Source organism: Coleofasciculus sp. FACHB-712 (assembly GCF_014695635.1).
Classification (GTDB): domain Bacteria; phylum Cyanobacteriota; class Cyanobacteriia; order Cyanobacteriales; family FACHB-T130; genus FACHB-T130.
The window spans coordinates 1-13272 of sequence record NZ_JACJOQ010000530.1; the positions used below are offsets into that span (position 1 = coordinate 1).

A 13272-nucleotide genomic window follows, 5' to 3' on the forward strand; every position below is an offset into this window, starting at 1 on the left:
ATTTGCCGCTCTATTTCCCCGTCCAGTGGGACATCAAGAATTGATAACTGTGCCGGGTCTGCTAGCGGTGCTGACACCAACTCAGATGCCTCCTTACCCGCTTCTAAAGTCTGTGTAGACAGGCTTTGCTCCTGTAGCTGGGAGGGACGCGGCACCCTGCCCTTACATTGTCGGGTCAATCGATGATAAGTTTCTTGCAACAGTCCCCGACTGCCAACGACAGTAATCTCGCAATTTTCGGTAATCGGATCTGCCAACGCCTTCAGCACCACCTCTGGCCCAATCCCCGCCGGATCTCCCAGTGTTACCGCTAACCGAGGACGTTCTTGCCGTTGCGTGAGATTGGTAGGTGTTTGTGTAAAGAAAGTTTTCACAGCTTTCAGTTTAAAATACTCTAAACTTTTTAATTGATTCCGAAGGAGCCTACAACCGATGAGCGGTGAGATTTTTAATGCAGCTATATTGTCCTCTACCCTGATTTTAGTGGGTCTGGGTCTAGGCTTTTTGTTACTCAAAATCCAAGGCGGCGAAAACGAGTCCCTCTAAGGGCAACCCCTGAAAGCAAGGGCAAGCCACGCCGGGGCGTGTTCCATCAACGCGCCTAGCAGCTTGTCCGTTGCCATAAAAACGAATCGTTGATTTGTTCCTCGCCCGTTGCTTTGTCATCTGGCGAGAATTTACTATTGGGAATTTTCATAGGATTAGCGACTAGTAATTGAAGTGCGCGATCGCTCTGATTACTAGTTTTGTAAACTTTCTTTGCGTTAATTCTGAGATTTCTGATAACATCTTATAGAAAGTTTAAGATTCCTTACTAATTACTAGATGACTTTATTAATTGTCGGTGCCACCGGCACCCTGGGCAGACAGGTGGCTCGTCGGGCAATAGAAGAGGGCTATCAAGTTCGCTGTCTGGTACGAAGTGCGAAGAAGGCGGCATTTTTAAAAGAATGGGGCGCTGAGTTAGTCGGCGGCGATCTCACCAATCCTGAAAGCCTGAAAGCAGCCTTTGAAGGTGTCACAGCCGTGATTGATGCGGCAACTTCACGACCGACAGACGCCACTAGTATCAAACAGGTAGACTGGGATGGCAAAGTAGCGCTGATTCAAGCCGCCAGCGCTGCCAAAATTGATCGTTTTATCTTCTTTTCCATCTTGGATGCTGAAAAGTATCCCAATGTCCCGTTGATGGAAATCAAGCGATGTACGGAGCTTTTTTTAGCAGAATCCGGGTTAAATTACACCATTTTGCGACCTTGCGGCTTTATGCAAGGGCTGATTGGTCAGTATGCAGTGCCGATCTTAGATGGGCAAGCTGTATGGGTGACAGGGGACACCTCTCCGGTGGCTTACATGGATACTCAGGATATTGCTAAGTTTGCAATCAAAGCCCTGAAGGTTCCGGAAACTGAAAAGAAAACCTTCCCGATTGTTGGTTCTCGCGCTTGGGGTGCTTATGAAATCATCCGCCTGTGCGAACGTCTTTCTGGGCGAGAATCCAAGGTGACGCGAATGCCTTTGGGCTTACTGCGGACAGTGCGACGGATCGCTCGCTTTTTTGAATGGGGCTGGAACCTAGCAGATCGGTTGGCTTTTGCCGAAGTGGTAGCGACCGGCAAACCCCTGAATGCGTCGATGGATGAGGTTTATCAAGTCTTCGGGATAGACTCAGCCCAAATCACGACTTTGGAGGCATACCTGCAAGACTACTTCAGTCGCATCTTGAAAAAACTCAAGGAAATTGATTACGAAAAATCAAAAAATAAAAAGCAGAATAAAAAGAAGATGCCCTATACCTCTTGAACTGATTACAGCCTCAAAACAAAGTGAGTTGTTAGTTGTTGGTTTTTAATAGGTTACATACCTAAAAACCAATCCTCGATCGCTAACAATTAAGAATGAACTACTACCGGACTCGAAGCGTGCCCAAAGCAGGGATTATATACAATGACACCAAACCTGTAGCTTGTCGCGCTGCAACAGAGTTAAAAGACAAGCTGACAGCCGCTGGTTGGGAAGTTTGCATGACAACAGGTTCCGGTGGGATTTTGGGATATTCTCGCCCCGATCGTCCGGTATGTCATACCCCAATCGATTCCCTGGCTCCCCCCGGCTTTGATGAAGAGATGAAATTTGCCGTGGTGTTAGGGGGAGATGGCACGGTTCTGGCGGCATTTCGCCAAGTGGCACCTTGCGGGATTCCCTTGCTGGCGGTGAATACTGGGCACATGGGTTTTCTCACTGAAGCTTATGTGAACCAGATCCCGCAAGCGCTGGAAATGCTCATGGCTGGGGAGTATGAAGTCGAAGAGCGGGCGATGCTCGCGGTGCAACTATTTCGCGATAATGTCCGGCTGTGGGAAGCGCTGTGCCTGAATGAAATGGTGATTCATCGGGAACCGCTCACCAGTATGTGCCATTTTGAGGTGCTGATTGGGCGTCACGCGCTGATGGATATTGCCGCAGACGGGGTGATTATCTCGACCCCGACTGGCTCGACGGCTTACTCGTTGAGTGCTGGGGGGCCGGTGGTGACGCCTGGGGTGCCGACATTACAGTTAGTACCGATTTGTCCTCATTCACTGGCGTCTAGGGCATTGGTGTTTGCAGATAGCGAACCTGTGACAATTTTCCCCGCAAATCCTAACCGACTGGTGATGGTGGTAGATGGCAATGCTGGGTGCTATGTATTGCCAGAAGATCGGGTGTATCTGGAGCGATCGCCTTTTTCAGCTCGATTCATCCGCTTGCAATCCCCTGAGTTTTTCCGAATTTTACGAGAAAAACTCGGTTGGGGTCTGCCTCACATTGCTAAACCGACATCGGTTGAATTGCCCTAAAAAAAGCCAGGAGTCATGAGTTATTCGTGATTTCCCAACGAATGACCCATGACCCATCAGCCGGACGAATTACAAAAGTTAACATAAACCAAGCCGTTAATCTCCAGCTTTGGGTATCCCCCCTCTGATAGACTTCTAACTGGAATCGCCAGATGAAACGACGCTAAATCAAGCAGTTGAGAGGATAATTTTTGTGGAAAACACGCTGGGATTAGAAATTATAGAGGTAGTTGAGCAAGCTGCGATCGCATCCTCCCGGTGGATGGGAAAAGGCGAAAAAAACATCGCTGACCAAGTCGCGGTGGAAGCCATGCGGGAGCGGATGAACAAAATTTATATGCGGGGTCGGATCGTCATCGGTGAAGGCGAACGGGATGATGCCCCCATGTTGTATATCGGAGAAGAAGTTGGTATCTGTACCCGCGAAGATGCCAAAACTTATTGCAACCCAGATGAATTAATTGAGATTGACATTGCCGTTGACCCCTGCGAAGGCACCAACCTCGTTGCCTACGGTCAAAATGGTTCAATGGCAGTTCTGGCAATTGCTGAAAAAGGCGGTTTGTTTGCCGCTCCTGACTTTTACATGAAAAAGCTGGCAGCGCCCCCAGTTGCACGCGGTCATGTTGATATTAACAAGTCCGCCACCCAAAACCTGAAGATTCTCGCAGAGTGCCTGGGTCGCTCGGTTGAGGAACTGGTGGTCGTAGTGATGGATCGCCCTCGTCACAAAGAACTGATTCAAGAAATCCGGCAAGCGGGAGCCAGAGTGCGACTGATCAGCGATGGTGACGTTTCTGCTGCCATCTCCTGCGCCTTTGCCGGTACCAATATTCACGCTTTGATGGGAATTGGTGCTGCACCCGAAGGCGTCATCTCAGCAGCCGCTCTGCGCTGTCTGGGTGGACACTTCCAAGGTCAGCTGATCTACGATCCAGATGTGGTGAAAACTGGATTGATCGGAGAGAGCAGAGAGAGCAATATCGCACGGCTTAATAGCATGGGCATCACAGACCCAGACAAAGTTTACAGTGCTGAGGAACTCGCCTCTGGCAAGACAGTTCTGTTCGCAGCTTGTGGTATCACTCCTGGTACGCTCATGGAAGGCGTGCGGTTCTTCAAGGGTGGGGCACGGACTCAAAGCTTGGTCATTTCCAGCCAGTCGCAGACCGCCCGCTTTGTTGATACGATCCACATGTTTGAAGAGCCGAAGCAACTGCAATTGAGGTAGTCTGCGGATAATCGGAAATCGGGTTGCAGGTTGTAGGTTGCAGGTTGAAGGTTGTGCAGGTTAACTTTCACCCTTCAATCTTCACCCTTCAATCTCCAATCTTCTAATCTTTTAACCATCAACCCAATAAGCAATTAGTAATTAGCAATTAGCAAATGAATATTGCAGTCGTAGGTCTTAGCCATAAAACAGCGCCGGTTGAGATTCGGGAAAAATTAAGTATTCCAGAGCCAGCGTGTGAAGGTGCAACTCTTGCCCTCATGAGCTACCCCCACATTGCAGAAGTCGCGATTCTTAGCACCTGCAACCGCCTGGAAATTTACATCGTTGCTCATGAAACCGAACAGGGCGTTCGGGAAGTCACCCAATTTCTTTCCGAACACAGCAAATTTCCCCTCCATCAACTGCGGCAACACTTGTTTGTTTTGTTGCATGAAGATGCAGTCATGCACTTGATGCGAGTGTCAGCAGGTTTAGATAGTTTGGTGCTTGGGGAAGGGCAAATCCTGGCGCAAGTGAAACATACTCACAAACTGGGACAGCAATACAAGGGCATTGGTAGCATCCTGAATCGGTTGTTCAAGCAAGCGCTGACTGCTGGGAAGCGAGTTCGGACGGAAACCAGTATCGGTACGGGTGCTGTCTCCATCAGTTCAGCAGCGGTAGAGTTAGCCCAGATCAAAGCCCAGAACTTGGCAGCTTGCCGAGTGATGATTCTAGGTGCGGGGAAAATGTCCCGGCTGTTAGTGCAACATTTACTGGCAAAAGGAGCGGTTCACATCTCGGTGTTGAACCGTTCTATGCAACGGGCACAGGAATTGGCGAATCAGTTCCCAGAGGCACAGTTGCAACTGTATCCACTGTCAGAAATGATGTCAGCGATCGCTTCCTCGGATTTAGTGTTTACCAGTACCTCTTCCACAGAACCCCTGTTAAATCGATCGAAACTGGAAATTCACCTGGAAGCGCACCGAGGTTTGATGATCTTTGATATTTCCGTGCCACGTAATGTGGATGGGGATGTTAACGATCTTGACAACGTGCAGGCGTTTAATGTCGATGACTTAAAGGCAGTGGTGGCTCAGAATCACGAAAGCCGCCGCAAGATGGCAATGGAAGCCCAGGAATTGCTAGAAGAAGAGGTGGAAGCCTTTGATCTCTGGTGGCGATCGCTGGAAACCGTTCCTACCATCAGCTGCCTGCGCGATAAAATGGAAACGATTCGCACCCAAGAGTTAGAAAAAGCTTTGTCTCGCTTGGGTACGGAATTTGCCGAAAGACATCAAGAAGTTATCGAGGCACTAACGCGCGGAATTGTCAATAAAATTCTGCACGATCCGATGGTACAACTGCGATCGCAGCAGGATATCGAAGCCAGACGCAAAGCGATGCAGGCACTCCAAACTCTGTTTAACCTGGATATAGGCGAACAATTTAGCTAATCGTTCGGGGTTCATCGTTCAGGGTTCATGGCAAACTTCTATGAACAATGAACAACGAACAACGAACAATGAATAATGAATCGAATTTTTCCAGGACTTTTACTGCTACTAGGACTGTGGCTAGCCTTCGATCTAGTCGCTTACCTAGTAGCAGATGTTTTTTGGTTTCAGGAAGTCGGATATCTACCGGCGTTTCTTCTCAGGGTAAGCACTCAAGCGGGGTTGTGGGCGATCGCATTTATCGTCACCGCTGGCTTTTTACTGGGTAATCTATATCTTGCCCATCGTCTTAAGTATTCTAAAGAGATCCCCCCAACAGGGTTTAAAAAGGGGGAGGTTGATTCTCCCTTTTTTCTAGCGAAGCAGCGCGTTGGTGCGGGAGTTAGGGGAGATAAAGTCTTAAGTGAAGAGTACCAGAGAGAATCTTTTTCTTCGATCCGTCCTCAGTCCTCAGCACTGAAATTGCGATCGCTTTTGCCTTTGCTAGGGGTACTTAGTTTAGCAATCGGGTTGATGCTGCTGCACTACAGTCAAATAGCCACGAGTTATTGGCATTCTAAGGTCGGGTTGCCAAGTGTATCTCCTCTGTTGCCAGTTTGGTTTCAGCCTGACTTGATCTCGCAGATGGGTAGAAAGATGCTCTCTAGCATCTGGCAGGTTGTCGTGGTGTTGGTATCGGCGGCGCTGGTGTTGATTTATCCGCAGTTTTTGTTAACTGCGATCGCGCTTGTCCTCAGTTTATTCTTTGGACTGGTGCTGTCAAGCCACTGGGCGCGGGTCTTACAGTATTTTCATCCCACCAGTTTTAACAGCGTTGACCCCTTATTTAGGCAAGATATCAGCTTTTATGTATTTCAGTTGCCTATTTGGGAGTTACTAGAATTTTGGTTTTTCGGACTATTTTTGTATAGTTTTGCAGCAGTCACTCTAATATATTTGCTATCTGGAGATAGTTTTAGTGAGGGAAGATTTCTAGGGTTTTCCAAATCCCAGATGCGCCATTTGTACGGACTCAGCGGTTGCCTATGTGCTGCTCTCTCTCTCGGTTATTGGTTATTGCGGTATCAATTGTTGTATTCCACCACCAGCGTTACTTATGGTGCCAGTTACACCGATGTCACCGTGCGATTGCCACTGTATACCGGATTGAGCGTATTTTTACTAGCGATCGCGTTGCTTTTGTTTTGGCAGACCATTCAATTAAAAATTAAAACTTTTAAATTAAAAATTGGTTTGTTGGGATTTTCAATTTTCAATTTTTTATTTTTAATTGGCTTACCTGTCGCAGTGCAACGCCTCATTGTTCAACCCAATGAGTTGGTGCGAGAAAGAACCTATATTGAACACAGTATTGCCTATACGAGGGAAGCATTTAATTTAGAGAATATTGACGTTCAAACCTTCGACCCTCAAGCAAATCTTACTGCCGTAGACCTCCAGCAAAATGAACTGACGATTCGCAATATTCGCCTTTGGGATACACGTCCCCTGTTACAAACAAATCGCCAACTGCAACAAATTCGGCTTTACTACAAATTTCCTGACGCCGATATCGATCGGTATACTTTGAAGCTAGAAGCATCTGCACAAAGCGATGGGACAGAAAAACGACAGGTGATTCTGGCAGCACGGGAATTAGATTACAATGCCGTTCCCCAAGAAGCTCAAACTTGGGTTAATAAACATTTAGTTTACACTCACGGTTATGGCTTTACCCTCAGCCCTGTGAATACAGTTGGCGCAGGTGGGTTGCCAGATTACTTTGTTAAAGATATTGGAACGAGTGCGGATTCTGGTGATAACAATGCCTTAAATGTATCCAGCGAACGCATTCGAGTCAGCATTCCGATTGGGATACCCCGGATTTACTACGGCGAACTCACGAATACTTATGTGATGACGCCAACGACAGTCGAAGAGTTAGATTATCCCAGTGGCAACGAGAATGTTTATAACACTTACGATGGTACTGGCGGCGTCTCCATCGGTTCGTGGTGGCGGCGTCTTTTATTTGCCGAGTATTTGAAAGACTGGCAGATGATGTTTACGCGGAATTTCACACCGCAAACCAAGCTGTTGTTTCGTCGTAATATTGCACAGCGAGTTCAGAAGATCGCGCCTTTCTTGCGGTTCGATAGCGACCCCTACTTAGTGGTTGCCAAGACCGATGCATCGAAGGAGCAAAATTACCTTTACTGGATTATTGACGCTTATACAACAAGCGATCGCTATCCTTACTCCGATCCTGGAGAAAACCAATTTAATTACATCCGCAACTCTGTCAAAGTCGTCATCGATGCCTATAACGGTTCGGTTAATTTTTACGTTGCCGACCCCCAAGACCCGATTATTAACTCCTGGACTGCTATCTTTCCCGACCTGGTAAAACCATTAAATGCAATGCCCACTTCCCTGCGGAGCCATCTCCGCTATCCAGTGGACTTTTTCAGCATTCAGTCGGAACGGTTGCGGACTTATCACATGACCGACCCCCAGGTGTTCTACAACCGGGAAGACCAGTGGCAGGTTCCGACTGAGATTTATGGCAGCGAACCGCGACCCGTAGAACCCTACTACCTAATCACAAGGCTGCCAACTGCCCAGGAGGAAGAATTTATTCTGCTGCTTCCTTTTACACCCACCCAACGTAACAATTTAATTGCCTGGTTAGCAGCGCGTTCCGATGGGGAGAATTACGGCAAGCTGTTGCTTTATCGGTTTCCCAAACAGGAGTTAGTCTATGGCCCAGAGCAAATCGAAGCTTTAATCAACCAAGATCCGGTTATTTCTCAACAGATTTCTCTATGGAATCGGCAGGGTTCCAGGGCAATACAAGGTAATTTGTTAGTAATTCCAATTGAGCGATCGCTTCTCTACGTCGAACCTCTTTATCTAGAAGCAGAACAAAATAGTCTACCAACATTAGTGAGAGTGATTGTCGCTTACGAAAACCGTATCGTTATGGCAGAAACTCTCGAAGAAGCACTTCAGGCAATCTTTCAACCCGAAGAATCCGCTACCCCAGCAATTATCCGTCCAGTCGAACCGTCGGGCGCTCCTTAAATCGCTTATTTCAAGGATTTAACACTTTGTAAAAATGTTTTCTGGAAAGCATCTCTACAAAGTGTGAATTCTCAAAAAAAACGTAGTTATCAAATCAACGAATACTACTTTCTCTGGTGATGCTACATAGCAGAACCCTTACCAATACTCGATTAGGGTTGCGGTTGGAGATATAAAGCGAAAGGATATGAATCACTTAATAAGTAAACTTTCTATTAGTATCAAATTCAAAGATTTGATTTTAGTTTATAGCTTTTAGCTTAGGTTCTATCACGAATTTCCCAATAACAATCAACGATGAATAGATAGGCAAGTATTTCTAGAGAAAATAAATTAGGATAACCGATGAAATTACCGAAGCCGAAAACAGGTCTAGGATGCAATACTGGCGAGAACAGCGTTGTGTTGAAAACCTGCGAAGATTTGCAGAGCGCACAATTTACGATGACATCATGCCAGGACTCAAATAGGAATAGTTCGACATATAAATTAAAAAAAGTATCTTACTGCAATTAATCTCCTGGAAATCTAAATAGCGCGATCGCTCTCCTTGTCAAGCTTTAAAAATAAATTGAGACAAAAATACGAATAAACCTGATGACCTCAACACCATTGCCGACAATCATAGACTCTGCGCCTCCGAATCAGTACTCAGCCCCGCGCTTACCCCGCAGTCTTAGCTCTCTGGAAACGTGGGGCTTTGGTGTAACGGCTCATATCTCTTGGCCTGCCATAGCCCCTGTACTGCACATTGCTCTCGGTACGGGGGCTATTTTTGTCTGGTTGCCAGGAACGATCCTTGGCATCTTGCTAAACCTGCAAGTAAAACGCTTAGGCAGGCATTTTCCTGACGTAGCCGGAGGAACGCCCAACTATACCACCCGATTGCTAAAGCACTATCCGGGGTTAGCCCGTTACGCGGCAGTTGGTTACTTCTTCAGCTGGGTTTCGACGCTGGCGATTAACGTGGTTGTCCTTACAGAACTCATTAAGGTAAACCTGGAGCCTTTAGGAATTGCTTGTCCCGATACTCTTGTGAAAATTGGCTTGACGCTGATCGCGTTTATTTTGGCGTTTAGCGGCACCCGCGCTTTAAGTATCCTGCACTTATTTTTTGTTATCCCGGCAATTGGACTTTTACTCGCTTTTTGTCTATTTGGCATCGGCTGGTTAGCCATTTCCCCAGCAAGTCCTGGCTTTTTCCCATCCAGTTGGTCGCCTCCCTCTTTTGTGGATTGGGCGAAGTGGTTATTCTTTGTCACCTACACGACCTACGCTTGTGAATCTGCGTCTGCATTTGTTGCTGATAGCCGACGCCCTGATGAAACGTTGCGGTTTCTAAGTATCTCCTGTTGGATCATGCCGCCCATCTTTCTGGGGGGTTCCTGGGTACTGATGCGCTTAGCAACCGACCCAGGTTTGGGCAGTGACACTTTCTTGAATTTGTTAGCAGTTTCTACGCCGTTCTGGGGACAGTCGGCAGCGATCATCGTTACCTTTTTTCTCGCGGCTGGGTCGCTTCTGAGTTGCGCGACGGTGCTTTCCAACTGTCCCCGGATGCTGTACCAGCTTGCTACTGACGGACATTTGTCTCCTGTGTTCGCTGTGGTGTCCCGACGGGGTGTATTCGGTCCCGCTTTGGTGCTGACGTTGTTGTTCACTTTCATTTGTCTAGCTTGGGGAGATGTCGCCCGGATTGCGGTGGTGAGTAACACCGGCTGGTTTGTGTCTATCATGTCGGTACATTTAGCACTGTGGCTGCGCCGAAAGAGACCGGAGGTATTTCTGCCTTGGTGGTCGGGGGTCTTCTTTTTGCTGGAAGTCGTTGTCTTAGCGGTTGGGGGTTTGGCTTGGGGTTGGAAAGACTTCTTGATTGGGTTGCTATTTCCCCTAGGGATTTTGGCAGCAGATCAAGTGATACGCCGCATCCGGTGGGCACCCTTTCATGCTGCTTGGTGGATTCAGCATTACCGAGGGCGATCGCAAACTAAAATATCCGATTTTGTAGGGTTTCAGGTAGTCATCCTGATCTTACTGATCTGTAGCGCTGCCACGATTAGCTGGATGTTTAGAGCCAGAATTGGGGCGGTAGACCTGGGTCAGAATGGCAACAATCTCTATGTGGTGATGCTGCTGATCGCTGCCTTTGTTGGGGTAGCGATCGCTTGCTGGACAAGTTTGCCCCAAGTCATGGCAATCGTCGAAGCCAGAGAACAGTCTGAGCATTTGTTTAATATTGCCATTGACGGGATTCTCGTCGTCGATGAAAAGGGCGTTATTCGGCAAGCCAACCCAGCCGCCGAGCAACTATTAAAAGCGATCGCTCCCAATCTCCTAGGATGTCGTCTCAACCAGATATTTCCCGCCTTGGCAGGTCAACCAGATAATTGGTCGAGTCGGAGCGAACATACCCTAAAAACGCCCGAACATCCCACCATCGTTGAGGCAGCCGTCTCTAACCGTTTCAATCAGGACTTTCAAGAATATGTGGTACTGGTGCGCGATATTACCGAACGCCAGCAAGCTGAGGAGGCGGTGCGGAATTACAGCCACACTTTGGAACAAAAAGTTGACGAACGCACCAGCGAACTCGCTCACGCCAACGCCGAGATTCTTGCCCTTAACGAGCGTCTTCAAGCCGACAATATCCGTATGAGCGCTGAGTTAGCCGTAACGCGCCGACTGCAACAGATGCTATTGCCTAAACAGCAAGAACTTGAATCGCTTCCTGGGCTGGAGATTGCCAGCTTTATGGAACCCGCCGAAGAGGTAGGCGGCGACTACTACGATGTACTCAATTATGAGGATAAAGTCAAAATTGGCATCGGCGATGTCACCGGACACGGGCTTGAAAGCGGCGTCTTAACAATCATGGTGCAGACAGCAGTTCGGACGCTACTGGAAAACAACGAAACCGACCCCAAAAAATTTTTGGACGTACTCAACCGCACTATTTATCACAATGTGCAGCGGATGAGTTCCGATAAAAATCTTAGCCTTTGCTTATTGGACTACCAAGGGGGAACGCTACGCCTGACGGGGCAACACGAAGAAATGATTGTTGTGCGTTCCGGCGGTCAGGTGGAACGGATGGACACGGTTGATTTAGGCTTCCCGATTGGGCTAGAAGCAGACATTACCAATTTCGTTGCCCAGATTCAGTTGCAATTGCACTCAGGGGACGTCGTGGTGCTGTACACCGATGGCATTACTGAAGCCGAAAATAGATTCAAGGTGCAATACGGGTTAGATCGGCTGTGCGACATAGTCAGCCGCAGCTGCCAACAGACCGTTGAGGAAATTAAACAAGCTGTGATTGAGGATCTGCGACGGCATATCGGTGAGCAAAAAATTTACGATGACATCACTTTGCTGATTCTTAAACAGAAATAAGCCGAGTTTGACTTCTTATCTGTTGTAGATGCAAAACAGCTTGCATTGCCTTCACACCAAAGGCTGTAGTCTGCGCTGTTTGTATAGAACTTGCACTTTATCTTTCGTGAGTTTGCTGCCGCTCTCAAACTCAAATTGCTGAAGCGAGAAGTTTTAACCAGTTTGTAAGTAAATGTTCTGTAAAGTTTGTTACAAAAGCCCCTAAGAAAGGGAATATTTAAATAGTGATACAAAACTCTAAAAATATCCCTTGCTAGGATAATTCATTTTTTGGCAAAGATAAAAATTTATGGCAATTGAGGAAGAAAAATCATTAACAGAACAGCTCTTTTTGAAGATAGAAAGCTTGTCCCAAGAATTGGAAGACTTGAAAAGAGAAAAAGTTGACTTGGAAATCTTGCTGGAGAATACTACCGAACACTCGGATACGGTTGCAGCGCACTTGTATGACAAGGCAGTGGAGGCGGGAAAACAAAGCGATCGCAGGCTGGCGCAATTTTTGGAAGCCCTGCCAGTGGGCGTCTTCGTGGTTGATGCTAGCGGTAAATCTTACTACGCCAATCAGACGGCACAGCAAATTTTAGGCAAAGGCATTATGTCAGAAGCCACTGTCGAGGAATTGCCAGAGACTTATCAACTTTATCTCGCAGGCACAGAGCAATTGTACCCCAGCGATCGCCTGCCGATTATACGAGCGTTGAGAGGCGAAAAAGTAACCGTTGACGATACGGAGATTTATCAAACAGACAAAATAATTCCCATAGAGGTGTGGGCGTCCCCCATTTTTGATGACCGGGGCGATATTGCTTATGCGATTGCTGCCTTTCAAGACACCACCGAGCGCAAGCGATCCGCGGAAGCGCTGCAACAAGCGGAAACGAGGTATCGCAGTATCTTTGAAAATGCCATTGAGGGGATTTTCCAGATTACATTAGACGGACACTACATTTGTGTCAATCCGGCACTGGCAAAAATTTACGGCTATGAGTCTTCTGAGGAGATGATGAGTAGCATTCCAGAAATCAAAGATCAAGTTTATGTTGACCCGAAATGCCGCAAGAACCTCTTAGCTTTATTAACTAAACAGGGTGAAGTTAAAGGATTCGAGTATCAAATTTATCGCCAAGATGGCAGCATCATCTGGGTTTCCGAGAATACTCGCGCGATTTGTGATGCCAACGGCACCTTACTCTACTACGAGGGAACCATTATTGATATCACTGAGCGCAAGCAGATTGAGCAATCTCTAAGGGCAAGCGAAGCGCGAGAACGAGAAAAAGCTCAACAATTAGCGCGATCGCTG

General features: G+C 47.4%; 9 protein-coding genes and 1 pseudogene. 8 read left to right on the forward strand and 2 right to left on the reverse strand.

Going from position 1 to position 13272, the window contains the following annotated elements; translation table 11 throughout:
- Positions 1-374: pseudogene (locus H6F50_RS27235) on the reverse strand (hypothetical protein); the annotation flags it as partial.
- A 58-nt stretch (positions 375-432) separates the two neighbouring features.
- Here H6F50_RS27235 and H6F50_RS18190 point away from each other — a divergent pair.
- Positions 433-546 (forward strand): PetM family cytochrome b6-f complex subunit 7, encoded by a 114-nt coding sequence (locus H6F50_RS18190; protein ID WP_190415454.1) that lies wholly within the window; start codon positions 433-435, stop codon positions 544-546.
- Here H6F50_RS18190 and H6F50_RS18195 read toward each other — a convergent pair.
- Positions 508-666, reverse strand: a complete 159-nt coding sequence (locus tag H6F50_RS18195) for a hypothetical protein (protein ID WP_190429786.1) — start codon at positions 664-666, stop codon at positions 508-510. The genes H6F50_RS18190 and H6F50_RS18195 overlap by 39 nt on opposite strands.
- 159 nt (positions 667-825) lie before the next feature.
- Here H6F50_RS18195 and H6F50_RS18200 point away from each other — a divergent pair, with 159 nt between their 5' ends.
- The 7 genes from H6F50_RS18200 to H6F50_RS18230 form a co-directional block, all read left to right on the forward strand.
- The gene (locus H6F50_RS18200; RefSeq protein WP_190429780.1) at positions 826-1803 is read left to right on the forward strand and encodes an SDR family oxidoreductase; all 978 of its coding nucleotides are present in this window, start codon (positions 826-828) and stop codon (positions 1801-1803) included.
- 119 nt (positions 1804-1922) lie between these two features.
- The gene (locus H6F50_RS18205) at positions 1923-2840 is read left to right on the forward strand and encodes an NAD(+) kinase (protein WP_190415730.1); all 918 of its coding nucleotides are present in this window, start codon (positions 1923-1925) and stop codon (positions 2838-2840) included.
- Positions 2841-3033: 193 nt separating this feature from the next.
- Complete coding sequence (gene glpX, locus H6F50_RS18210; protein ID WP_190429781.1) at positions 3034-4071, forward strand: class II fructose-bisphosphatase; 1038 nt, start codon at positions 3034-3036, stop codon at positions 4069-4071.
- Between the two features lie 155 nt (positions 4072-4226).
- Positions 4227-5513 (forward strand): glutamyl-tRNA reductase, encoded by a 1287-nt coding sequence (locus H6F50_RS18215; protein WP_190429782.1) that lies wholly within the window; start codon positions 4227-4229, stop codon positions 5511-5513.
- 75 nt (positions 5514-5588) lie between these two features.
- Positions 5589-8576, forward strand: a complete 2988-nt coding sequence (locus H6F50_RS18220) for a UPF0182 family protein (protein WP_190429783.1) — start codon at positions 5589-5591, stop codon at positions 8574-8576.
- Positions 8577-9173: 597 nt separating this feature from the next.
- Positions 9174-11969, forward strand: coding sequence for a SpoIIE family protein phosphatase (locus H6F50_RS28010; RefSeq protein ID WP_190429784.1), 2796 nt, complete (start codon positions 9174-9176; stop codon positions 11967-11969).
- A 289-nt stretch (positions 11970-12258) separates the two neighbouring features.
- On the forward strand, positions 12259-13272 hold a 1014-nt coding region (locus tag H6F50_RS18230), incomplete at its 3' end, for a PAS domain S-box protein (protein ID WP_190429785.1).